The organism is Xenorhabdus vietnamensis, assembly GCF_002127535.1.
Taxonomy (GTDB): Bacteria; Pseudomonadota; Gammaproteobacteria; order Enterobacterales; family Enterobacteriaceae; genus Xenorhabdus; species Xenorhabdus vietnamensis.
Genome location: NZ_MUBJ01000034.1, coordinates 1 through 22,514, shown reverse-complemented (window position 1 = coordinate 22,514; position 22,514 = coordinate 1). Strand labels below are relative to the sequence as shown.

General features: G+C 42.2%; 22 protein-coding genes. 9 read left to right on the top strand and 13 right to left on the bottom strand.

Going from position 1 to position 22,514, the window contains the following annotated elements; genetic code table 11:
* The 6 genes from Xvie_RS18630 to Xvie_RS18605 all read left to right on the top strand — a co-directional run.
* On the top strand, positions 1-727 hold a 727-nt coding region (locus tag Xvie_RS18630), incomplete at its 5' end, for a tyrosine-type recombinase/integrase (protein WP_139838894.1).
* Positions 728-1,114: 387 nt separating this feature from the next.
* Positions 1,115-1,414 (top strand): hypothetical protein, encoded by a 300-nt coding sequence (locus Xvie_RS18625; RefSeq protein WP_086110642.1) that lies wholly within the window; start codon positions 1,115-1,117, stop codon positions 1,412-1,414.
* A 17-nt stretch (positions 1,415-1,431) separates the two neighbouring features.
* Positions 1,432-1,983 carry an ABC-three component system protein gene (locus tag Xvie_RS18620; RefSeq protein WP_086110641.1) on the top strand — a complete coding sequence of 184 codons (552 nt, stop codon included), beginning with the start codon at positions 1,432-1,434 and terminating at the stop codon, positions 1,981-1,983.
* The gene (locus Xvie_RS18615; RefSeq protein ID WP_086110640.1) at positions 1,970-2,206 is read left to right on the top strand and encodes an ABC-three component system middle component 6; all 237 of its coding nucleotides are present in this window, start codon (positions 1,970-1,972) and stop codon (positions 2,204-2,206) included. The genes Xvie_RS18620 and Xvie_RS18615 overlap by 14 nt, the downstream gene beginning before the upstream one ends.
* The gene (locus Xvie_RS18610; RefSeq protein ID WP_086110639.1) at positions 2,193-3,884 is read left to right on the top strand and encodes a DUF2326 domain-containing protein; all 1,692 of its coding nucleotides are present in this window, start codon (positions 2,193-2,195) and stop codon (positions 3,882-3,884) included. Before Xvie_RS18615 ends, Xvie_RS18610 begins: the two co-directional genes overlap by 14 nt.
* An 891-nt stretch (positions 3,885-4,775) precedes the next feature.
* Positions 4,776-4,985, top strand: coding sequence for a helix-turn-helix transcriptional regulator (locus Xvie_RS18605; protein ID WP_086110638.1), 210 nt, complete (start codon positions 4,776-4,778; stop codon positions 4,983-4,985).
* Positions 4,986-5,057: 72 nt separating this feature from the next.
* Here the strand turns inward: Xvie_RS18605 and Xvie_RS18600 are convergent, their stop codons facing one another.
* Positions 5,058-5,237, bottom strand: coding sequence for a YlcI/YnfO family protein (locus tag Xvie_RS18600; protein WP_038190434.1), 180 nt, complete (start codon positions 5,235-5,237; stop codon positions 5,058-5,060).
* A gap of 133 nt (positions 5,238-5,370) precedes the next feature.
* Between Xvie_RS18600 and Xvie_RS18595 the strand changes: the two genes are divergently transcribed.
* On the top strand, positions 5,371-8,145 hold the full coding sequence (locus Xvie_RS18595; RefSeq protein WP_086110637.1) for a DUF927 domain-containing protein: 2,775 nt from the start codon (positions 5,371-5,373) through the stop codon (positions 8,143-8,145).
* Between the two features lie 522 nt (positions 8,146-8,667).
* On the opposite strand, the gene Xvie_RS18590 is transcribed toward Xvie_RS18595, so the two are convergent.
* The 7 genes from Xvie_RS18590 to Xvie_RS21155 all read right to left on the bottom strand — a co-directional run bounded on the left by Xvie_RS18590 (position 8,668) and on the right by Xvie_RS21155 (position 16,355).
* The gene (locus Xvie_RS18590) at positions 8,668-9,285 is read right to left on the bottom strand and encodes a hypothetical protein (protein ID WP_086110636.1); all 618 of its coding nucleotides are present in this window, start codon (positions 9,283-9,285) and stop codon (positions 8,668-8,670) included.
* Positions 9,282-10,481 (bottom strand): DUF2515 family protein, encoded by a 1,200-nt coding sequence (locus tag Xvie_RS18585; protein WP_167376320.1) that lies wholly within the window; start codon positions 10,479-10,481, stop codon positions 9,282-9,284. Before Xvie_RS18585 ends, Xvie_RS18590 begins: the two co-directional genes overlap by 4 nt.
* Positions 10,482-10,580: 99 nt before the next feature.
* Positions 10,581-10,814: a hypothetical protein gene (locus Xvie_RS18580; RefSeq protein ID WP_086110635.1), complete on the bottom strand. Its 234-nt coding sequence runs from the start codon at positions 10,812-10,814 to the stop codon at positions 10,581-10,583.
* 15 nt (positions 10,815-10,829) lie between these two features.
* Complete coding sequence (locus Xvie_RS18575; RefSeq protein ID WP_086110634.1) at positions 10,830-11,621, bottom strand: DUF4123 domain-containing protein; 792 nt, start codon at positions 11,619-11,621, stop codon at positions 10,830-10,832.
* 5 nt (positions 11,622-11,626) lie between these two features.
* Positions 11,627-13,660 carry a type VI secretion system Vgr family protein gene (locus tag Xvie_RS18570; RefSeq protein ID WP_086110633.1) on the bottom strand — a complete coding sequence of 678 codons (2,034 nt, stop codon included), beginning with the start codon at positions 13,658-13,660 and terminating at the stop codon, positions 11,627-11,629.
* 36 nt (positions 13,661-13,696) lie between these two features.
* Positions 13,697-15,454: a type VI secretion system baseplate subunit TssF gene (locus Xvie_RS18565; protein WP_086110632.1), complete on the bottom strand. Its 1,758-nt coding sequence runs from the start codon at positions 15,452-15,454 to the stop codon at positions 13,697-13,699.
* A 718-nt stretch (positions 15,455-16,172) separates the two neighbouring features.
* Positions 16,173-16,355, bottom strand: a complete 183-nt coding sequence (locus Xvie_RS21155; RefSeq protein ID WP_139838893.1) for a hypothetical protein — start codon at positions 16,353-16,355, stop codon at positions 16,173-16,175.
* A gap of 163 nt (positions 16,356-16,518) precedes the next feature.
* On the opposite strand from Xvie_RS21155, the gene Xvie_RS18560 reads away from it, so the two are divergent.
* Together Xvie_RS18560 and Xvie_RS18555 are read left to right on the top strand one after the other, a co-directional pair.
* Positions 16,519-17,388 (top strand): integrase domain-containing protein, encoded by an 870-nt coding sequence (locus tag Xvie_RS18560; RefSeq protein WP_086110631.1) that lies wholly within the window; start codon positions 16,519-16,521, stop codon positions 17,386-17,388.
* A gap of 260 nt (positions 17,389-17,648) precedes the next feature.
* Entirely contained in the window at positions 17,649-17,915 is a 267-nt protein-coding gene (locus Xvie_RS18555; protein ID WP_038195791.1) for a helix-turn-helix domain-containing protein, read from the top strand.
* A 324-nt stretch (positions 17,916-18,239) separates the two neighbouring features.
* On the opposite strand, the gene Xvie_RS18550 is transcribed toward Xvie_RS18555, so the two are convergent.
* Genes Xvie_RS18550 through Xvie_RS18530 form a run of 5 tightly spaced genes read right to left on the bottom strand, consistent with a single transcriptional unit; the run spans position 18,240 to position 22,040 of the window.
* Positions 18,240-18,905, bottom strand: coding sequence for an Nmad2 family putative nucleotide modification protein (locus Xvie_RS18550; RefSeq protein WP_038195793.1), 666 nt, complete (start codon positions 18,903-18,905; stop codon positions 18,240-18,242).
* Complete coding sequence (locus Xvie_RS18545; protein ID WP_038195797.1) at positions 18,899-19,390, bottom strand: TIR domain-containing protein; 492 nt, start codon at positions 19,388-19,390, stop codon at positions 18,899-18,901. The genes Xvie_RS18550 and Xvie_RS18545 overlap by 7 nt, the downstream gene beginning before the upstream one ends.
* 58 nt (positions 19,391-19,448) lie before the next feature.
* Positions 19,449-20,450, bottom strand: coding sequence for a nucleotide kinase domain-containing protein (locus tag Xvie_RS18540; protein WP_208612624.1), 1,002 nt, complete (start codon positions 20,448-20,450; stop codon positions 19,449-19,451).
* Positions 20,443-20,997 carry a deoxynucleotide monophosphate kinase family protein gene (locus tag Xvie_RS18535; RefSeq protein ID WP_086110630.1) on the bottom strand — a complete coding sequence of 185 codons (555 nt, stop codon included), beginning with the start codon at positions 20,995-20,997 and terminating at the stop codon, positions 20,443-20,445. Before Xvie_RS18535 ends, Xvie_RS18540 begins: the two co-directional genes overlap by 8 nt.
* Positions 20,994-22,040, bottom strand: a complete 1,047-nt coding sequence (locus Xvie_RS18530) for a thymidylate synthase (protein ID WP_208612623.1) — start codon at positions 22,038-22,040, stop codon at positions 20,994-20,996. Before Xvie_RS18530 ends, Xvie_RS18535 begins: the two co-directional genes overlap by 4 nt.
* Between the last annotated feature and the right edge of the window lie 474 nt (positions 22,041-22,514).

The following is a 22,514-nucleotide window of genomic DNA, read 5'->3' as shown; positions in this document are numbered from 1 at the left end:
GAATGATATTCTTGAATTCAATCCCGCTAATGATATGGCAGGCGCACTTTCCACTGTTAAATCTAAACATCATCCTGCCCTACCTCACGAACGTTTACCTGAATTTTTGAGCCGACTTTCTCGCTATCGTGGACGCTTAATCACCCGTATAGCGGTGGAACTGACTTTATTAACATTCGTCCGTTCCAGTGAATTGAGATTTGCACGTTGGGAAGAGCTCGACCTTGAAAATGCTGTCTGGAAAATCCCTGCCACAAGAAAAGCCATTGAAGGCGTTAAATTCTCCGAACGGGGCATGAAAATGAAAACGGAGCATATTGTTCCTCTGAGTCGTCAGGCTGTCATTTTATTCAAATCATTACGCGAACTGAGCGGTGACTGTGAAGTCATGTTCCCTAACGATCACGATCCACAAAAAGTCATGAGTGAAAGCACAGTTAATAATGCCCTTCGTGGCATGGGATACGACACCAAAACCGATGTTTGCGGGCATGGATTCCGAACAATGGCTCGTGGTGCAATGGGAGAATCAGGATTATGGAACGATGACGCCATCGAACGCCAGTTAAGCCATGTGGAAAGAAAAAATGTCAGAGCTGCCTATATTCACACGTCTAAACATCTGGATGAACGGCGGCTGATGGTTCAGTGGTGGGCCGATTATCTGGATGCCAACCGAGAAAAACATATCACACCGTATGATTTTGCTAAGAAACGCCGGAAGTAACATTAATTAATATTTATAATAATGACCTAAAGGCTATTGAATAAAAGATGATTTTTTATATTTTGTTGGCACTGCCAACAAAGTCTGCTTTTTATACAACCCATAGTTGTATTATTTCATCTTTAATCTGATAGCCAGCTCAGTGCCAAAAGCAGACATCGCGAACGTTACGGCACGTTAGATCAGATATCTAAAAGCGCATGGTCCGCTTGGGTGGGATACTTACAGAACGACCAAAGTTCTTAGATACTTTGGCTTCGAAGTGAAACAGCTTGGTGACTATACAAACTCTTTTATAGTTATTAGTGAGTTATGCGCCTTTTAGTGGAACACCATGCATATGAGTTGTACAATGTATGTTCATATGTCTAGAAGTCGAGATAAGAAATGCAAGAATTTTGGGAAATCTTTGGCAGTGCACCTTTTGTAGCTATCGCTTGGGTCTGTACAGTCGTTAGCTGCATCTATGCCTTTGTCCAAAAAAGCAATGTGACCAAGATTAAACAGAAATTCAATGATCTAAACATCACGCATAACGAGTTAAAGATCCAGAATACAAATCTTGAACAAAAAATAATCGAAATCGAAAAAAACGATTTTCACGATAACTATCAAGAAGTGCATCAACATGGCCAAAACAATTTTAACCAAGGTGTAATCAAAGGCGACTTTATTTACAACAAATAAGAGTTCTAGGCTTGTCTATGTGTGAAACAAGATTTGACATTCAAAAGATCGAGGGAGACTTCTACAATGTGGGGTCTCCAGAAAACAATGTTGACTCTATTATCAACGTTATCATTGGTGATATTGCATCAGCTAAAGTGAAGATTGACCGCATTGATCGGTCTTTTCCTGCTAGTGTTGCTACAAAAATCGACCACAACATGCTTAAAACCAAGCGTCGTATAGTCTTGCAATACAAATCATACTCCTCTCATATTGAAAGAGCCTACATTCTCGCAGAACAAAACATAATCAACGGAAAACAAACAGCGATGGAGTTACTGAATGAAATGTACTGCAATTCGCTAGAGAAGTATGAAGTCGATTCTTTTGAACCAGACATAGCACAAGTACGACAGCACGCTGACAATATCATCAGCGATGTAATCAAACAACTGAGGAAGTTCGTTTACAACTCAGCCAATGTAACTCAATACAAAGAACAAGTAGAAATTGGCCTAAACGTTGTTGTTGCACATGCCTTTGTCGAATGTTGTGTCTTGGAGAACCCTAACAATGCTACCAACTAAAGGTTCTCATCCAGAGATGAATGTGCTCTACATTGGTGGCTTTATTCTGAAAAAGCTTCATGAGCGCAAAAGAGAGCGTATGACGATCACTCAACTAATGAAAGTTGGGGCCAAAGAGCTTTCTGTTTCTGTAGACCACATAATTTTAGCGTTGGACTGGCTGTATATCATTTCTGCTATTGGCTACGATAGCAAAGAGGTTTTTATCAATGAAGCTACTTAGATTTCTCTTAGAGATCGACGGTGAAGAAAGACGAGAGATACCATTTTTCGACAACTTAAACATCATTACAAGCAAAAAGGAATCTGATGCACCTGGCAACAGCGTTGGTAAATCAACTTTAGGAAGAATTCTAGACTACTTGTTTGATGGCTCAATTAACCCTATCTACATTGATGATGAGTTTCAAACACCAAAACAAGAGATTGAACGGCTTTTCACCAATAGTGAAGTATACGTATCACTAGAATATCTAGGTTTAGACAATCAATACAGCGTTATCAAACGTAGACTTTCTACTGATGCAGAGCTACAAAGCTACATTTTGAATGGGCGCGAAGTAACAAGCAAAGAGTACATCTCTCATATCATGGGTAGCATTTTCAACGTTTACTCTGCTAAACCAACGATCAGAAAACTTGCTCCGAAATTCTTTAGAACAACACAACACCGTATGACAAAGACAGTTAACTTTGACAACGGTAGGAACGTTTCTAAGTCGGATATCAATACTGTCTTTCTATATTTGTTCAACTTTAATGACACTGAAATACTCAGTAAAGTCCATAGGTTAAAGACCACAATCAGGGGTTATGAAAGAAACCTAAACGCATTCAATAGTGTGATTTCTCAAGACAAGATTGTTGGCTCGATATTCAAAATAAAACGAGAAATTGCTAAGTTGGAAAAGTCTCTCTCATCGTCTGAAAAAGGGATCGATAAGCTAGAGATCGTATCTAAAATCAACACGATTGATGATGAGCAAAACTCCTTATCTGATGAAATACTGTCGTTAGATTTAAAGATAAAAAACATCTTCAAAACCAATGAAATACTCAAGAATAATGAACAACATCATTTGCTAGATGAGTTGCAGACAATTTATGAATACGCATCGGTTAAGATAGAATCCACGCTTGAGGATTATCAACAAGCACTTGCGTTCCATGAGCATCTTCTAAGTACTAAGCGTGAGTTTGTTTCTCATGGGCTAGATAAGCTTCAAGAGAAATATGAAAAAGCAACTGTCAAATTTGGTCAGCTAAAGAATCAGAAGCAGAGCCTTTTCGACGAACTTAAGTCGAAAAAGAAAATAGAAGAGATTTCTGACACGATGAAGGAAATTGGCACACTAGACAAAGAGTTAGCCAAGCTAACAGCCATCATCGACAAAAAAGATGACATCGATTCAAAGCTGGTACTTGAAAGACAAAGCTTAACTGAGTTGTCAGGGGAACTGGAAACTGAGCTTAGTAACGTAACCTCTTTTGAAGAGAAATACATCGAAAACTTCAAAGACTACACTCGTTATTTTTATAGTGTTGAGTACAACTTCAGTCTCCATTTAGATCAAGAAAAAGGCGAATGTGCCCCACATGTAGACGATGTGGAGTCAAACAACGAAGGCGGATTAAAGAGACTTGAAGTTGTTACGTTTGATCTAGCATACATCAAGACCGTTTGTGACAAACAAGCTTTGAGACCTAACTTTGTACTGCACGATTCCATTGATGAAATCGACATTCAACACGTTCGCAAAATGTTTGACGAGTCGATTAAACTATCAGGGCAACATATTGTATCTATGCTGTCTGATAAGCTAGCTCAAGAAGATTACCAGAAGTATAAACGTTACATCATTTTGGAACTATCTCAAGATAACAAATTCTTCAAACTGTAATGCCGCTGGCTGCTAATTTAGCAGCCTTTTCTAGGATGTTACTATTTAGATAGCCAATGATAAAAAACTCAAAATCAGCATGAATAACTCATACTAAACAAGTTCTATGTAAAACCAATGGACAGCAACTCTGACAAACCGACCGCTAGTTTCAAGCTTAACCCTTTACGGATCGTAGCAGTCAAATAATACCGCTAACTAGGCTGGCTTTGTGCAACCGAACTATCTAATGAGCTGTCTTCAAGTAAATCTAGTCGAATGTCATCGGATATCGATTACACAGCTTGAATTGCCACTGCTTTAGTAGCCATTTTTTGGCTGATTAGTGCTGACTTCCGCTCTTCGCGCATAGCTGACTATCAGATTTAGCCGTACCTTTCTACAGAATCCTGCCAAATAGAGTAACGGATAAACCCATCTTAGTATAACAATCATCATATGGTGATATTTCATCCTTTTTGAGACTATTTTTTTATGCGGTTCATAAACTGATAAGAATTTTATGTTCTGATCTTGTCAATAATTTATTTTACCTTTCTTTTGATTAATCTTTACGCGAAAGATGTTTTTTTAAACGTTGTTGCCCAAGACAACAAAGACTATTTTTCATACAAAAAATAAATAATTAAAGCTCCACACTCTGCATAAATAATATATTCCCTTATTTTTCAATTCATTAATAAAAAGCATTCATTATACATATGATTGCTTTTTAATCTCCTGTGCCCGTGGCACACAGGACTATTTTTCATACAGTCAATACCCCCGCATGTAATTTTACGAATTGCATAAAGAGTTTACGCTTTCAATTAAACAGAAATTTTAAATAATCCTCTGTCATCAAATAACGTCTACCAAGGCATTTCAAGGACTCGATAACAGGGGGTATACATGCCAACAATGACAACATCTAAAGAAAGTCTTATTCGCCTGCCAGAAGTTCAGCGCAGAACAGGCTATAGCAAGGCCTGGATCTACAGGCTGATTAAAGAAGATAAATTCCCGAAACAAGTCAAAATCGGCCCTCGTTCGGTTGCGTTTGTTGAATCAGAAATTGATGGCTGGGTAGATCAACGAATTGCTGAATCTCGTGGTATTTAATGACATGTACCTACCATTTGATAAGAATACAAAAGCTAAGGGTAGCACTTGCCTACCCTCAACTTGCTTTTTTCAGGGGTTAGATTCAATACCTCTTGACTGCAATTCTCTACGGACAATGCGCTTAATCCACGCAGCTAAAGACTCATCGCCATCTTGTGCCTGGGCTATTTCCATGAGTGCCCGTAGTTCAGGATCAAGTCTGAATTGGAATGGGGGATTGCCCCGACGAGTATTTTTGTGTGTTGACATGTCAATTACACTCACTGTAATGTGTTTATGTGTCATTACACATTACCTATATCAATATGAAAAAACAACGCCCCAGAGTGGTAGCACACATCTGAGGCGTCTGACCAATAACCGTTAATAGGAGTAACGATAAATGGCTGATACACAGCATAACCAAACTCGCCCTAAATTTACATCTTTGGATAAATCAGGCAGCCAAAAACCGCTCGAATTTATCCAAACCGTGAAGCAATCCGCGATGTATCATTGGGGGAATCTGTTGCCTGCCTGTGGCATTGAGATCCCAGCAAAGGGTAAACATGGTGCTTGCCCTGTCTGCGGCGGCACCGACCGTTTTCACTTTATTGATGACCATCATCACGGCAACTGGCACTGTCGCCAGTGTGATCTTCCGAACTACGGAGATGGATTGGATTTAGTAGCGAAAACTAACCGTATCTCAGTTCTTGAGGCTGCTAAGATTGTTGCTAACGTACTGGCATTACCTTTGTCAGAACCTAAACCAGCCAAAGAAATCACTTATCCAGTACAGCCGATTACCGAAAGAGTCGCAGCACTGATGGCTCAAACTGTTGCTGGGCAGTCTCCCTATCTGACTACAAAGGGACTACAACACCATGATCAGCGTTTACTGGAAGATGGTTCCCTATTATTGGCACTGACAGCGTTAGATAAAAAGGTCACTGGCGCACAGATCATCAAATCTGACGGTGAGAAAAAATTACTGTCTGGCAGCCAGAAGAAAGGCGCGTTTATTACTGTATCAGACCTGGAAAAAAATCCCGACACGCTAATCATTACCGAGGGTTATGCCACTGCACTGACGGTTAGCCAACTCTGTAAAGGCACTGTTCTGGCGGCGCTGGATGCTGGCAATTTGTATTCTGTCGCTAAAACCGTTAGGGAGCGTTGGCCGGACACGAAAATTATTCTGGCAGCAGATAATGACTGGCATCACCCCGACGAACTGGATAAGAACGGCAAACCAAAAGTAAATATCGGCAAGATTTCAGCAGAAAAAGCGGCTCTTGCAGTGAATGGTTGGGTTACGTTACCACCTACAGAACATAAAGCTGATTGGGACGATTATCGCCAGTGTCACGGTATCGAATCAGCAAAGCAGGCATTCAGCAATGGGTTATATCAGGCGGTAGAGAACGTAGCCGTGTCAAAATCTGTAACCACTCATTCAGATGAATACCGGGAAAAAGAATATGATCCGCTAAAACCTCATATCGATATCCGCAAGAACGGAATTTACTGGGCTGAACCGAAAGAACAAGGTGGCGAAATCGTCGAAGTTGAAAAATGGCTGAGCGATTACATGGAAATCGTTGGCATTGGCAATGATGGCAGCGAAGGTTATCTCATTATTAAGCTACGTCAGGAAGGCACAGGAAAATATATCGTTGAGGCACTTCCACGCCGTGAAATCGGGATGCCCGTTGGTTGGGCTAGATTACGTTCACGAGGAATGAACATCACCGTAAAAAACAGTCTGTTGCCTGTTTTAGCTGAACATCTGCAACGCAGCGGCGATCGCCGTGAATGGGTTGTGACACAAAAGGCAGGCTGGCACTGCGGCGCATATGTCATGCCGGACGGTGAGATTATCGGCCAGCCCTATATGCCTGTCGCGTTCAGTGGCGGCACATCTGCTATTGCCGGTTATGTGGTCAGGGGAAGCGCCGAACAGTGGAAAACACACGTTGCGTCATTGCTGCAAGGCAACCGCTCAATGATGCTGGGCGTACTGGTGGGATTGTCTGCCCCACTTAACTCACTGACAGGCGGGAGCTGCTTTGGTGTGCATTTATTTGCGCAATCCTCCGCAGGGAAAACCACCACCGTTGAGGCGGCCAGCAGCTTATACGGCGATCCCGAAGAACTGAAATTATCATGGCACGGTACTAACCACGGTTTAAACAATGAAGCCGCAGCCCGTAATGATGGCTTTATGCCGATTGATGAAATCGGGCAAAGCTCGAACCCGAAAGAAGTTGCTAACAGTGCCTACAGCCTGTTTAACGGTGTCGGTAAAATTCAGGGAAAACGGGAAGGCGGAAACCGTGCTGTGATCCGCTGGAAGATTGCAGCCCTTTCAACAGGCGAGGAAGATTTAGAAACGTTTCTGATAAAAGGCGGGATCACCCCAAAAGCCGGGCAGCTTGTCAGACTGCTCAGTGTACCTTTTATTGATACGGCATGTTTCAATGGCTATGAGGATGGTGATTCTCATGCAAGAGCCATTAAGCGTGAATCTAAACGTTATTGTGGTGCAGCGGGTCGGGCATGGGTTCAATTGTTGTCTGAGAATCAGGAGCAGGCAATAGAAATGACGGCCCGTAAAGAAAAAGAATGGCTTGATAACCTGCCAGAAGAAGCCTCAGCCCAAGTCAAGCGTGTTGCCGTTCGTTTCGCGTTACTGGATGCCGTTGGAGAACTGGCGGGCCATATCACTGGCTGGAGTAAAGAAGCGAGTCACGCCGCGATAAAACAAAGTTTCGATGATTGGTTAGCCGATTTTGGTATCGGAAACCGGGAAAAATATCAGGTGATCACGAGAACGCGTGACTTTATCCAGAAATACGGGCTGTCACGCTTTCAGCCTTACACCTACGGCAGGCCAAACGGTGATATTGATACCTCACACGCCATGAGAATTAGTGATCTTGCCGGGTATTTAGTGCATAACCGCCGTCATGATGGACAGGCGGAATACCACATTATCCCCAGTGTATTTGAAGCAGAGATATTGCAGGGATTGCAGAAGAAATCCGGCTTTGAAGCCTTAGAAGAGGCCGGAATGCTGGTTAAAGCGGAAAAAGATCGCTTTATCAGCAAAACCATTTCAGTGAACGGCACTCAGGGGCGATTTGTCGTACTGGTTTTCAAGGATGAAGATTAGCACTCACGTAGAATTAAAAAACATTGGGATAACGGGATATTGGGATAAAAGATATTTATTTTAAACTATATCAATCAGTTATAAATATTTTAATTACCCCGTATTATCCCGCTCTATCCCGTAACGTAATGTGATTTCAAATAAAGAGATATTGTGACAGTGGAGATTATCCCGAAAAAAACTTCTTTCTGGTAGGCATTAATATATTGAATTTAAAACAATTTAAAGTGGTGACACACTATCACGGGATACGTTGGGATAACATGGGATAGGATAACCAAATGAAATATATAATAAATATGCCATTTACCCCGTTATCCCGTGGAAATTTGTGTAGTGGTATAGAGGCAACCAATAGAAATGTTTTTTCAGCTCTCCGATTTACCGGGTTAATTTATTAGTCCGGTAAATCGGAGAAGACAAGCGAAGCGCGTCAGTATTGGCCTGTATAGTAGGTATGAAAAAATAATACTTTCACTTCCATCTGAGTTTGCGTTATCACCTGTTTACTACAGCAAGGAACTATCGCGCCTTGGCAATCTCCATCGTGATCATAAATCGTTCTTCATCAGGATGTTTCTTGTCGTTAAAGCATCCCAAATTCATCATAATTTGATATTGATCACCAGCTCTCCAGTAGGTTGTTTCAGAACATTTTAAACTGCGAAGTTGGGTTCGCAATTCTGGCGTATTAGCCAGAGGTGGGAACGTCCTATCATAAACAGGTATCCAACCTGCTTTACGCCACTGATTTTGTAAATCCAGTACAATTTTGATCACATCATCGAAGAGTAATGGCTCAATTTGTGGAGATATGCGTACACTCTCGATTATTCCATTATTATACTTAACAACAAAAAATCGGGCAGGTGGTGTCATAAATCCATATTTTGGATCGGTAAAACGTAAACGTGCGTCCGTTTTGGGAACGTTATACCAAATTTTACCTGGAAGAGCGGGATCAATAGCAGCACTGGAACGTTGTCGCATATCTTCGTAAGGTTCACCAATTATTAGGGCTATCTCAGGTTCATGAGAATAAAAGACTTGGTAAATATAGATACCTGCCAGCCCTAGAATGACGAATAACACGAAGATTAAGCCACTGTGCCGCCAGTCTATACGCTGTAAGAGATTCATTTTACACCTCTCCCTGCCGCAATATCTTGTAAAGATTTTTCAATCAAATGTCGGTCGCTACCACGCAGCAATTCATCAAAACGTTCCGCTGCCTTAAGTACGAAAGGCATACGCTGATCTGCATTGGCAAGATTAGCCACCTCATCGCTAAATTTGATAGTTTTTTCATTATCAATGAATTGGCATTGACTAGCCAACGTTAACTCAACAGGTTGTGCCACATTATCAGGTAAAAAGCCCGTGACATAGGAGAATTGGTTACCCCACAAGAACACTATTAATTGCTCGTCACTATACATTGTGGTTTGCAATATATTGATTTGCTCGTGATAGGCGAGATGTACAACACCTTGAGCAATATTTCCTGCTTCTATCGCCTCAAAAGCGAGTAGAATATCGTCATAGGGAAGGCCAAACTTCAAATTATTTTGTCCTATTGGCCACAATATTGGAAATTGGCTATTACCGTAGATATCTTGGCGTAAATTTAGGCAAGTTTTGAGGTCTTTCAATCCACGTTGCTTGTAGAAAGCATGAAGCGGGTATACATCCAAAAATAGCGTCGTATTTCCCAGTGCCATCTTTTCATACACATAGTTGAATGAATACTGTGACAAACTTGATATTCCCTGAAGGCCGGGTACATCAGAAAATATTGATAATTTATTGTTTTTACTGGCTTGCCTTGCTTCTTCCACAGCTTGAGCTAAATCCTCAACTTTATTTTCTGCTTGCGCCTTCAGCTTTGGATGAAGAAAGTAAAATGGATTATCCATTGTGTTTTCTAGCTCACTTGCGCTCTGGCGCACGCGTCGGTTGGCATCATTATTAGCTTGTATTTGTTCATTCATATTAGATGAATGTAACAAACCACACCCAACTTGCTTGGAAGCAAAAGCAGCAAGACCAGCCCATTGGAAGCGGTTATCTTCCAACCAAATTTTAGCATAAGCCTGATTTATGCGCTTATTGCGTTCTATGGGATCGACAATTAGTTTGCCACCGGGTGCGACAATGTCTTCGGCCTCTTTCTGATACCTGCGCCAAACACATTCACAGGTGAGGATGGGGACATCAATAACTTTAATTTGTTTTCCATCTTTTTCTTCGAAATGACAGTCACACGCTGCAACTGATTGGGTGCTCTTGTACAACTCCATGTCATCATATTTATGTTGTTTAAAGACTTCGGTCATTTATGTCTTCCTGATTAAAATAGGGTTAATATCATTCCGTTACTAAATCGTTTATATCCGTCCATTCGCCTCATTCGTATTTTTAATGAAGCGCGGCAACTAAACTGGTTGAGGCGGATTTATTTTGATGGTGAAAGGTGTGCTGGTTAAACCCTCTTCAAGATTCATCCCATGACCATCACTTGTTCCCGGATGTTCCAGTCCTTTATTTGTCAGTGTGTAAGGCACATTAGGTATCGGTTCATTGGTGTAGTCTCTGACCAGTTTAATGTATAAATCACTTTTAAGTATTTTCTGGCAATCATGGCAATAAACCGAATTCTTATCACTCATCACTCTCTCCTGTTCTTATTTTTGTTCCATCGCCAGCAGGTAATCCCGACTGGACACTTTTTCAATACATTGTCCGGCTTCCAGTTTCTGTCTCAACCACTGTTCAATCTGTGGTTCCAAGCTGCCTTCAGGTTTATCCAGTTGCTTCGCCATCGCGCCATGGTTTTCCCATAAATCACAATACAGTGAACTGGTTAACACTTTCAGTCCGTAGGGAGAACGTAGCCAGACTGCTAATAAATGCTCACCCAATGTAAACGGGATTTCGCTGTTACCTTCGCTACACGCTTCGGGACGGCAAAACCTCATCGGTTGCGGCCTGTCTATCATCAGTTCTGTGACAGACGACAGCATCAGTGACCAGTCGCTGGGCGTAAAGGCAGGCACCAGTGCACCAAATATCCGTGCATCCATCATGCGGAACAGTGCCGGTTCGCCATTCATCATGACCCATTGCCGCTGCTGCCAATGTTTAAGCTGTTCCTGCCACGGTGTCTGGCTGCGGTAAGCCCAACCCCAACTGTTGTCACTGAGTTCATGGCGATCCAGCACTGCCCCTATCTGAGTGAGCTGATTAGCCTTCGGTTGCACCAACCACGGACTCTGTTTCAACATATTGCGCATCGGCGTGCCGCTATACAGCGGAAATGCCTGCTCAACCCAGTCATGGCGGTAAAATGGCTCTACAGGATCCGGTTTAGCCAGTGAATTGAGAATGAAGAATATAGGCGCTTTATTGAGTTCATTCAGCCAGCCTTGCCAGCTTATTGCTGCTCCGGTGCTCTCCATCGTGATAGCTCTTTCCATTGTGTTTACTCTTTAACAGGTTTAATGACTAAACTGGCATCCTGTTGTGCCAGTACAGCACAAGCCGGTTGCACCGGAAATTCGGTTGCCGGGAGCGCTTCCGCCATTGGGAGCTGTCCCACTTGTGCGAGCGGCGCAACTCCCTCAGGAAGTTGCAGTGAAACCCCGCGCCCGCTGCCGCCTGAACCCTGCCCGACATTAATCGGTGAACAGAGAATGCCGCCCGGTGTGACTTTCAGAAACGTACCGCCGACTTTTAGCGTGATTTCTGAGGCGGCTTCCAGCACCACTTTGCCACCGCTTTTCAGGTGGATTTCCTGCCCGCTGTCAATCACGGTGGCATCCCCGGTTTGGATATGCTGGCTGCCAGCAATCCGGTGCGACACATCGCCTTCGGTGGTGATTTTGCGCGAACCGGCAACCTGATGATGGTCATCGGCACGAATATCGTGGTAACGGTTGTTATCGATGCGGCTTTTCTGGTCATGTTTGATATGCCAGTAGGCATCATTTTCGATATGGGCGGTAAAATCTTTCTGGCCGTGAAAATAGATTTCTTCGCTGCCTTTCGCATCCTCAAAGCGCAGTTCGTTAAAACCTTTGCCCTTGTGGGTTTTGGTTTTAAAGGTCGTGCGGGTCTTTTGCGCCGGTAAATCCAGTGGCGGGCGGTTCAGGCCGTTGTAAACGCAACCCGTAACTATCGGGCGGTCAATATCGCCATTCAGATAAGAAATAATCACTTCCTGCCCGATACGGGGAATGGCCATAAAGCCATAGCCGTTGCCGTTCCAGCCCTGTGCAACACGTACCCAACACGAAGCACCATCATCCGGTTGGTCATAGCGGTTCCAGTGAAAATGTACCTTGATGGCTCCATCTTTATTGACGAAGATTTCCTCCCCTTCCGGCCCGACCACCATCGCCGTTTCATCACCATCGGCTAAGGGTTTGTAGTGGAACGGTGGACGCCAGTCGGCCAGGCCGTCGATAAAATTGAACTGATTGCTGAGTGTCGTGCCCTGCCCGCTGTTATCGCCCAACGCCTGCGGGAAACGTCCGTGATGACTGATATCGACCACCTGCCAGCGAACATTAAGCGGTTTATGTGGATGATTTTTTATCTCGAAGATTTTGCCCGGCATCAGTTTGATACAGTTACTGTTGCCGCTGCCGGTTTGTTTCTGGTTATCCAGCGCTTCCTGCCGATATTTTAAAAAGGGGATGGCGGCGGCATCTTTCTGAAAACGCCCGTAACTTTCAAACACGGTATAAGGAGTCTGGCTGCCGAAATCGCGGAAACCTTCGCTGCTTTGCATATGGGAGAGGTGATAGCGCGGGTTCTCTGGGTTGTAATCTTTATGCAGACTGCGTTGCGGACTCATACCAACGCCTAGCCGCACCTGATAAATGGTATCAACGCCGTAGGCTGTTTCCGGTTGTGGCTGGTATTGCAACGGTAGCCCGGCGGTCATGCCGAGGTGACTGTCGCTGAAAAACGCCGTTTCATCCTCAAACCAGAAACTGATACCTTCTTCCGCCGCTAATCGGCTGAAAAACGCATAATCCGATTCGCGTTTCTGAGTCACATATTCCCTGTCCTGATGCGTATCGTAGAGCTTCGAGTCGGTTTTCACCCGGTGTTTTTTCAACAGGCTGTTTAACATCGCCGGGACATTTTGCTGATGATAAATCCGGCTGTCCTGATTAAGCGTCAGACGCCAGAGCGCCGGGCGCACGGTGACGGTATAGAGTGTTTTATTGCCATCTGTACCGATCCAATCTGCATGGGAAACGATACCGGTGATTTTGCGCTGCTCAGTTTCGCCGTTAAAAACCTGTAATACCGCTTCCTGCATCAGCAGCGAGGCCAAATCAATCTCCGCCTGCGGTTTAAACGGGTTTGCATTGCCAGCTCTGACCAGCGTCAGGTTCAGGGTAAACAGTTCCGATAAGCCTTCTTGCAGGGAAAATTCCCCCACGGCAAAGGTGTCTTCCGGCACACCGGCGATAGTGCAGACAAAACGTAATCCACTTTTCATTTTTACTCCTTCTGATTTATTGCATCGGTTCCTTAGTTACATATCCGGGCGTAACCCATCGACATGCCCGAACTGCCACAGCACTGTGTTACTGTCCGGGATAAAAATTTCCAGCATCACAAATGTAGACTGGCTGATAAAACAGGCCACCGCCTCATTGATTAAACGGCAGAAGCGGTACATCTCGCCGGGAGTGCGGTAACAATCTGGATTCAGCGTCAGTGACAGCACATACCCGCGAACCGGTCGCCCCACCCGCAATCGGTCGGTCAGGCGTTCTTCCACCTGTACAATACCGTCAATATGTTGGCGGAACTGGCGGCTCAGCGGGCGATTTGTCTCGGTATGCGAGTCAAACAAGCGGAGGAATTGTTTCAGGCTGTCAGTAGCAAATATCATCACCGGCGGGCTGGAAAGGCAGGACAGCAGCGGCCAGCCGCTATTTTCCTGTAACAACGGCGGGTAATCGGTCATGACCGGGATAATATTCTGCGCACCAAGATGAGACGGTAAACTTTCCTGTGTCACCATGATCGCCCCCTGTGCCAGCGTCAACGCCTGCTCGTGATAGCCGATGAAATGGCACGAGATGGCAATATCGGGTAAGTTTTTTGCGGGTTTGCCGGTCAAATCAAAAAAGTTCAGCCGGTGCTGAGTTCTGCCTAGTAAATCCTGTGTGGTCTGAAGCTGGTAATAAAAGTCATCAGGTTGCTGGCCGTCATCGAGAAAATGCCCGGCCGGAGTGAACTGTTCAATCGGCAGCCAGCGATAAGGTGTGCCGCGTTGCTCATCGTCATCGGGCTGTTGCACCACCTGAATGTCCCGCAGCCGGAATAACCTCACAGATTCGCCCAACGGCAGCGGGTAACTGTGATTACCCATTTCCAGCAGGATCGGCGGGCTTGTCTGGTTTTCCAAATGAATGGCAGGCACGCAGCCCAACAAAAACGCCCCGTCGACATCATCCAGCGGCAATTCGCCCTCGAAGCGCAAAATCAGCTCAAACATGCCCTCTTCATTCAGTGGCACTTGCGCATACTCATTGCTGATGTCCAACGTGACGAAGTTATAAAGTGCAGGCAGCGCATAATATTCCACCAACGGTTGCAGGCCGGAATAGGTACTCTTGGGCATCGGTAGTAACGGGTCATCAAACAGACTATGCCAGCCATAAGGAAACGCACTGAGTCTCCTCTGTTTACCTTGTACGTTCAGACTGACGTCACAAATATGCTGATCCAGCCACAGACCAAGCTGGGCAGCGCGCTCCGTGTCGGTACCGAGGAAAAAGGTCAGCGAGCCGCTTTGCCAAACCGGAGATGTTGTGCCCGTCTGACACAAAGTCAGAATGATCTCGCTGTGAGTACCGGTTTTCTTTACTGTACGTTGTTGCACGATTAACGGCTCAATATGCAGGGGACGACAGGTTTTAAAGCCGAGCAACTGCCCGTTGAGGCTGGCAGACACCGGTGTACCGATCGGAATATTGACAATGCCCTGATGCTCGCCATCGGTAGGCGTAAACTGTATCACCGTCGTGGGCGGGATCGGACACAAGGCTAACGGCCAGATACGCGAGAGAATACCAAGGATAACTTCAGGAAAATCATCTTCCAGTTTATCCCGTATATTGGCAATCAAAAACGCAAAGGCTTCGAAAACACGTTGAATATCGGGATCATGGGATGAAACCAGAAAATCGGCCAAATGCGGCGAGTCTTTCGCTATGCATTGTGCCAGCTCACGCAGGTAGGCACGTTCTTGCAGGTACAGAGATTCCTTATTGTTTTTCATTATTTTTACTTTGTTATGTTAGATTTTTTTATCCGGCAGGTTAATTTATTGTACACATTAATCAGTAAAATTAATTAACCAGTTAGATGGAATTTTCGCCTGATTTTGGCGAGATATGGGGGAACTAGCGGAATACGCACGAGAATTCAGGCAAAAATAAGGCTGACAGGAATAGTTAATGGTTTGACTCTTTCCTACCCAACCATTAATATCTTTTTCTACAAAACCGATCCATCGCCTGTCAGGATCGCCTTCGGGTGGCGAAATAAAACTCCTGTAGCCTGAAAGGGAGAGCAAGATTGCGGTACATCGGCACACCTTTGGAAGCAGATATTGTCAGACATAAACCCCTTGTCTGGCGATGAAGGTTTTTTAAACGAAAAAATACCTCAAAAAGGTGTTTTTATATTGTCCCCCAAGTGCATTGAACGTTGAATCATGCACTTCTTTCATATCAACATCAGATCCTATCTTCACTTAACTTTTGCATAGTGAGATTGAGTGACGTCCTGAACTCATTTCACACCATACGTGCAGGATAATTTTCACACACCTGATTCAATGCCTTAACTATTTCTGTTTGAAATATTCAGCGGACAGGTTTTCTACACACAAATAATTAACTCATCACTACCGTTTAACACTGAACCTTGCGACGTTTTGCGATGCTTACTGGCATTTCAACGATTGCACGACTTTTGCTGACTGTTTGTGGAACTTAAGGCGTCACTTTTTGCCGGTTTATCGCTGAAAGTGACGCCGCAACCAAAGCACCACGCAACCCTGACAGGCTTACGCCTGCTTCACCCCGCAGTGAATCTGACACTGCATTTTTAGAGTAAAAAAGGAGAACCTGACGATATCGAGGCTGGCTTTCCGCCGGTGGGGATGACCTGCACACGCAGGCGGCAGTACCGCGTACTCAACCGATACCCCGCAATACCTCAACCTGCGTTCACTCTGGCGCACAGATATTCGTCAGGGGCAAAACCGATGCTTTCTGTTTTGCCGCACTGACGCGTGCCAGAGATCGTAGATTGTCGGATATCAGTGGAGAAAAATGGATGAGTCGATTGATGAAAGAATTAAAATTTTTTGCCCAGCAAGGCGGTGGTAGCCACAAAACCTGCCATGATCGCATTCGGATCGCAGGTCGTCTGGGCGCGTTGTTGTTAAGTCTGAATATTCAGGTTAAGAGCCTTAAAAATTTGAAAGCTAAGCATGTAGAGCATTACGTTGATGCTCGTTTATCTCAGGGTATTGCTAAACGAACGGTGCAAAATGAAATGTCCGCGCTGCGTAATATTTTCCGCATGGCAGGCCGCGAGAAACTGGAAACCTCACCACGTTTGAGCAATCAGGCATTGGGATTAAGTGGCACCAGCCGCGCCGGAACAAAACAGGCAATCCCAGATGATAAGTTTCAGGTGATTTATCAGAAAGCCCTTGAACGTGATGCCGGATTTGCCGTCACACTGAAACTCGCCCGATTGCTGGGATTACGTTCTCAGGAAGCGGTGCAATGCAGTGCTTCATTGAAAAGTTGGCTGAAACAGTTAGAACAACCCGAACCGAAACTGCATGTAGTTTTCGGCACAAAAGGCGGGCGACCACGGCAAACCCGCGTATTGGATGTCGCAGCGGTCAAAGCAGCTGTCGAACAAGCCATTATTATTGCTGAACAACGTAATGGTAAATTGATTGATAAACCGGATCTCAGGCAAGCCATGAATTACTGGCGGACACATACCACCAAGATTGGTTTAACCGGTTGCCATTCTCCCCACAGCCTGCGTTATGCGTGGGCGCAGGATGCTCTGACTTTTTACCAACAGAATGGCTTTAGTCATCAGGAAGCACGGGCATTGGTTTCAATGGATTTGGGTCATGGCGATGGTCGTGGGCGTTATGTTGAGCGGGTTTATAGCCGTTAAACTTAGTCGTTCAGTTATTGAGTTAGATAAAACAATCAGTTAAAGTGTCCCCGCCATTAGCAAAATCTAGTGGTAAGGTTTCGCAGCCTTGTAAGGATTACCCACTGGTAGTAAGTTCCTCTACCAGTGCGTCTGCTATCACCCTTTCAATGGTGGTTCAGGCGGGGGAGGCTTCGGCCTCGCCGGATGGTAATCCCCGGTACTGCGAACCCTGTCTGAATCACCACCATCAATATTAATTAATGGAAGGGGTAGCAGGAATGAATAACAACGTTAAAAATGACTGGCATCAGGCCGACATTATTGCTGCATTACGTAAGCGCGGTACAACCTTAGCGGCACTCTCTCGCGAAACTGGACTCAGTTCGTCTACACTGGCAAATGTACTTAGCAGACCGTGGCCTAAAGGAGAGTGGATTATTGCTAATTTTCTTGAAATCCATCCCTCAGAAATCTGGCCGAGCCGGTATTTTGATCGGCATGGTCAACTGATTGAGCGTAAGATTCGCAATAAATCACAGAAATAATCTACTTTAATTTGTAATCTAGTTTGTAAATGATAATTTTTCACCTAAAATCTTGAGCGTGGCGGTTTCAATAATAACCGCTAGTCGAGCCGGTAGTTGGCAACAATCATGCAGTCAGATAACCATCAAGGGATTAAGCCCGTTAATGAGCTTTCGACGCATGGTTGTTACTTTTCTTCGAGAAACCCGAACAGTTGCTTGAAACAAAATTCGCATTTGCAAGAATGGGAGCCGAAGAACCATGACTGAAACGATTTGTGTCGGTATTGATGTTGCCAAAGCTCATTACAGGCTCTAGTGAGCCTCTCTATCACCTTCTTATATTCAGTAGAACTCTCCAGTTTTCTGATCAACACGCTTATAGAAATCAGAAAATTGACATGGATCGGAAATGACTAAATTTTTATCGCCTCGATACTCAAGATCTATTTTTTTTATAAGATTAATAGCAGGTATACAGTCATCTAAGCGAATTTTTATATAGTCTCTAATTTTCCTATGATATCCAATTGACTCTAAGTCTACTGCAACAGCCTTATCTCCAAAATAATAGAAATGTTCTGAAATCAATACTTGATCAGAGCGAGTATCACGCTCTAAATTGGTCATATTAAATGAACCATCAGCATTACTATGGTGTGAATCTTCTTGTATCCATTCACCGTTGTCATCGTGATGGTAGATATTGTCTCCCAACATCTGTACATGACTCCCATTTCGAACTGGCTTTTTGATAGAGAACCTAGGATCTTCCCAATAATCATTAAAACTAATTTTTTCAGTAACTTTCATTAAAAGAATACAATTCCTTTTAACTAGTTTTAAATTAGCTCCACCAATTCCTAAAACCCAATCACCTACATTAGCAGACTGCCTAATTTTAGGTTTGCATGTAGCCAACGTACACCTGCCTTGAAATGGATTAGGGGCAAAACCGAAGTCTCGTGTTATCGCATAGGCATAGAGATGAGAGTTTGGTTCGATTAGCATACAACATTCCTACCTTGGATTTTATCTCGTTCTGTCCCATCAGGATTTTGAAAGCTAGTCTTACCCTCTAATGCGTTGATAATGGAGTCACCTCTCCAACCTACGATAGAGGTTGCATATTTTTCGAGGTTTTCTGGTAGCTTGACATCTCCTTTTAAACCATTTTCATATACACCTATGATTGGTTTTCCAAGTTGATGAGCTGCTTTAATTTCCCAGTTTACCCAGGGTCTTGTATGTGTTTCTTTGCCGATAACGACTATAACTTGACTAGCCCATCTCATTTTCATTCTCAGCAAACGCGCTATTGTTCTATCACTAACCTTTTTTTCCTCAACACGCCGTTGGTTTTCAGGTTTCATTCTTACAGAACTATTTCGTAGTTGATAACCCTTTGTAGCAGCTAAACGTGAAATTCCATCAACACTAGCATCGTCTTTGTGATGATGACTAACAAAGACGTTTTTCCTAATTTCTTTAGTCATTTCTAAACCTTTTCTAGGAGATTGGTTATATCAAAATAATCTCAAGTTATTATTGTCATTAGTAATGATATTTTTGTTTTGGTCTTTTGCTACTAAACTTAGTACGACATCTTTTGTCAATTTCACATGCGCCACTGTTCTCCATATCCATTAGAGTATAGATTCTTTCTTCTTTAGGTAGAAAGTGAAAAATTTCATCCATGATCCATTTTTCGTTATACTTATCTGCAATTTTGTTTTGGTTCATTGTAAACCAAAACAAACACTCTTCACTATTCATTCCATCTCTGTTAGAAAAAATCCAATTTATCCCTCTTTCACATCCGGGGCCTGCAACAACAAAGTTCATTTCAGTAAAAGGGAAAACTGCTATGTATGTAAAATCTATAAATATCTGATATGCAAGAAAGTCCCCAATCCCAGGGAATGATTTAAGATGATTAAATACTTCAAGTTGATTCGTCGCTACTTTGATTCCTTTTACTATCTTTTCTTGGTTGTAAAACACAAACTTTATCATCCTAAGAACCATATCTTTTTCAGTTATACCTTCCTCTACTTCTAGAAATCTTCCAAAACTAACTTTAGGACCTCCTAAAATATAAGCGGCACTAAAAAACACATAGTCTGGATTTGTTATATGTATAGTGTGAATTTTTTCTCTGATTGTTGTATTGATGTAATCAATACTCATTTTTGAGAAGTCAAAAGGAGCGTTAATTTTCGTTAAGGTGCTACTTTTGTTTATAACTCTAAACAAAAATGAATTAAGAAGCTTATTCTCATAAGTTACATAGTTATTTTTAATTACATTTTTTAATAACCACTTTGTTTCTCTATCCCATATTCTTTTCGTATTTACAAATTTATACTTCTTCAATATTTCGTCATTTGTCCAAAAAGGAGTAAGGTTAAGTATTTCTTTTTTATAATATATGGATGTCCGCTCTCGTTGATGATGAAACCATTCCTTAATAACATCCTCATTCAAACTAGGATTAGCGCTTTTTATTTTCTTTTCTCTGACATTACAAAAAAGTTGATCATTTTTACTATTCACAGAATAATACCTCTTCGAAGAAATATTTAAATTTATTTACTCCTATTATATCATTATTAAATTGATAATCTGCTTTTGTTTTGTTTTCAATTATATGCTTATCAATGTCATAACTCTCATAATCATTGTCTTTTCGGTTGATATGAATCACAGTAAAATGGTTATTCTTACACCATAAAAACTCTTCATTAGACCTTATGTCAGTGATGATTATATTTTTTTTAAATTTGCCATTTTCTTCCAAGAATTTTATCTCTTCTGAGAGCATTCTAATAAATATTTTTTCTTCAACATTTCTTAGATTGTTGAGGTTTAGCCATATATCTCTGGGAGAGTGATGGATTGATTCACCTGTAGGTAAAGTAATATTTAGTGGTAACATTTTTCTTTCAGGAGGATAGTCTTTTTCCATCCATGGATAAATATAGTTAGCTAATTTCTTAAGTTGGTCACTAAATGATAATCTAATAAAATTGTGATTTAATATTAAATAATCGGCTAGGAAATCTTTACCACTACCTGACACTCCCATAAATGCAATTTTCATATATTTTCCTTAGTAAATTTATTAAAATGATTTGAACTTACACTTAAGTTAAAATCATCACTTAATTTGGTGGTTAATACGATTGGTTGATTAAATTTCTCTTGAAAAACATATGCTAAAGTTGCTTCTGCGTATCCCCAAAGTAAGTTGCCCTCAATTTTTACAAAATGTTTATAGAATATATCCTTTAACCCCTCAATTTCCTTATTAATTGTATTTATTTCTGTAGGTTTAGATGTTATTTTTTTCTCTAGAAATGAAACTATATCATTAAATAAAAACTTTGTTTCGGATACTGATGGAGGGAATATTATTTCATCATTATTTATGAAATCTGTTATTTGTTGCTCTTTATTTTTTAATATTTTTTCAGCTTGTTGTATTCTGTTTTCATAAATATGTAGGTTTGTGACTGATTGATGCAGGTATCCTAACTGTATTTGGCTATCAACTTCTCTTTGCAATATGCAAAGTACCATTTCTTGAAGTAAGCTAAATTCAAAAATATTTATATTACTTACACCAAATATCAGATCTCCACTTCTTTGAATGATTTTAATATTTAGCTTTTTGCCTGGAGTGATAAAGAAGTGTATTAAATTATTACAGGGTATATCTAAACTATTTTCTAAATTGTATATATTTCTAAGACTTTCATTAGTATCTCTGTCGGGCATGTATAAACTAATGACTGCACGTCTAGTAAAGATTCCGTCTTCTTTGAACTGTTGTATAACATTTTCTAATTGTCCATAGGCATATAACCTCTCTCCATAAGCTGCTCGCCAAATAACACCATCATCTGAATACTCGGGTGCCCTCGGGAGAAAAAAAGTTAGGTATGGTTTAATCCTGTTGTCACCAGCTAGAACCCACATAGTCTCAGCGAAAGTGGAGAATATGTTGTTTTTTCGGCCAACTAAACTTAAATGCCTTGATCTCGGGTTCTGCAAGATCATACTGACATCATAGATAGTCATCGCATCCCCGTTCCTAGTAGATACTCTGACACCTTCAGTGAGAACTTTTTCTAAGACCGTCATTATTACACCGTTAATAGTTTCTCCGTAAACGACGTGCATAAACAAAACCTCATGCTATGAAATAAAAATTTTCTTAGTTGATAGAGTGTTTTCATAGATTTCACATTAGTGCAATGTGGCTTAAGAAGGTTGCTGTTAATTCATAACTAATTTTCTTCTATAATACCTAACAGCCTTTAAGAAAGTTATTAGCTCTACATTGCTCTCAGTTTTATACTCTAAAGTTATCATATATGTGCAGTTGATGTTGGGGAAGAGATTAATTACATAATTGCCTACTACTTATCAAATAAATTAATTGCTTAACTATAATGTCGTTACTGCCACAAAGCAGAGGAGGTCAAAGGGCATGGAAAAGGAAGCAGTGGACACTAGTACTACAGCCGTAATCCCTATTGTGCCATGATGGGGCTCTTCTTCCTTAAATAAAAGGCGGTGTCACATGCCATCCCCTGCCAAAATCTGGGAACAAGA

What these genes read in the sequence shown, in the direction of transcription:
- Xvie_RS18625 (WP_086110642.1), top strand. Translation starts at nt 1,115, where the DNA reads ATGCAAGAATTTTGGGAAATCTTTGGCAGTGCACCTTTTGTAGCTATC.
- Xvie_RS18620 (WP_086110641.1), top strand. Translation starts at nt 1,432, where the DNA reads ATGTGTGAAACAAGATTTGACATTCAAAAGATCGAGGGAGACTTCTAC.
- Xvie_RS18615 (WP_086110640.1), top strand. Translation starts at nt 1,970, where the DNA reads ATGCTACCAACTAAAGGTTCTCATCCAGAGATGAATGTGCTCTACATT.
- Xvie_RS18610 (WP_086110639.1), top strand. Translation starts at nt 2,193, where the DNA reads ATGAAGCTACTTAGATTTCTCTTAGAGATCGACGGTGAAGAAAGACGA.
- Xvie_RS18605 (WP_086110638.1), top strand. Translation starts at nt 4,776, where the DNA reads ATGCCAACAATGACAACATCTAAAGAAAGTCTTATTCGCCTGCCAGAA.
- Xvie_RS18600 (WP_038190434.1), bottom strand. Translation starts at nt 5,237, where the DNA reads ATGTCAACACACAAAAATACTCGTCGGGGCAATCCCCCATTCCAATTC.
- Xvie_RS18595 (WP_086110637.1), top strand. Translation starts at nt 5,371, where the DNA reads ATGGCTGATACACAGCATAACCAAACTCGCCCTAAATTTACATCTTTG.
- Xvie_RS18590 (WP_086110636.1), bottom strand. Translation starts at nt 9,285, where the DNA reads ATGAATCTCTTACAGCGTATAGACTGGCGGCACAGTGGCTTAATCTTC.
- Xvie_RS18585 (WP_167376320.1), bottom strand. Translation starts at nt 10,481, where the DNA reads ATGACCGAAGTCTTTAAACAACATAAATATGATGACATGGAGTTGTAC.
- Xvie_RS18580 (WP_086110635.1), bottom strand. Translation starts at nt 10,814, where the DNA reads ATGAGTGATAAGAATTCGGTTTATTGCCATGATTGCCAGAAAATACTT.
- Xvie_RS18575 (WP_086110634.1), bottom strand. Translation starts at nt 11,621, where the DNA reads ATGGAAAGAGCTATCACGATGGAGAGCACCGGAGCAGCAATAAGCTGG.
- Xvie_RS18570 (WP_086110633.1), bottom strand. Translation starts at nt 13,660, where the DNA reads ATGAAAAGTGGATTACGTTTTGTCTGCACTATCGCCGGTGTGCCGGAA.
- Xvie_RS18565 (WP_086110632.1), bottom strand. Translation starts at nt 15,454, where the DNA reads ATGAAAAACAATAAGGAATCTCTGTACCTGCAAGAACGTGCCTACCTG.
- Xvie_RS18560 (WP_086110631.1), top strand. Translation starts at nt 16,519, where the DNA reads ATGAGTCGATTGATGAAAGAATTAAAATTTTTTGCCCAGCAAGGCGGT.
- Xvie_RS18555 (WP_038195791.1), top strand. Translation starts at nt 17,649, where the DNA reads ATGAATAACAACGTTAAAAATGACTGGCATCAGGCCGACATTATTGCT.
- Xvie_RS18550 (WP_038195793.1), bottom strand. Translation starts at nt 18,905, where the DNA reads ATGCTAATCGAACCAAACTCTCATCTCTATGCCTATGCGATAACACGA.
- Xvie_RS18545 (WP_038195797.1), bottom strand. Translation starts at nt 19,390, where the DNA reads ATGACTAAAGAAATTAGGAAAAACGTCTTTGTTAGTCATCATCACAAA.
- Xvie_RS18535 (WP_086110630.1), bottom strand. Translation starts at nt 20,997, where the DNA reads ATGAAAATTGCATTTATGGGAGTGTCAGGTAGTGGTAAAGATTTCCTA.
- Xvie_RS18530 (WP_208612623.1), bottom strand. Translation starts at nt 22,040, where the DNA reads ATGACGGTCTTAGAAAAAGTTCTCACTGAAGGTGTCAGAGTATCTACT.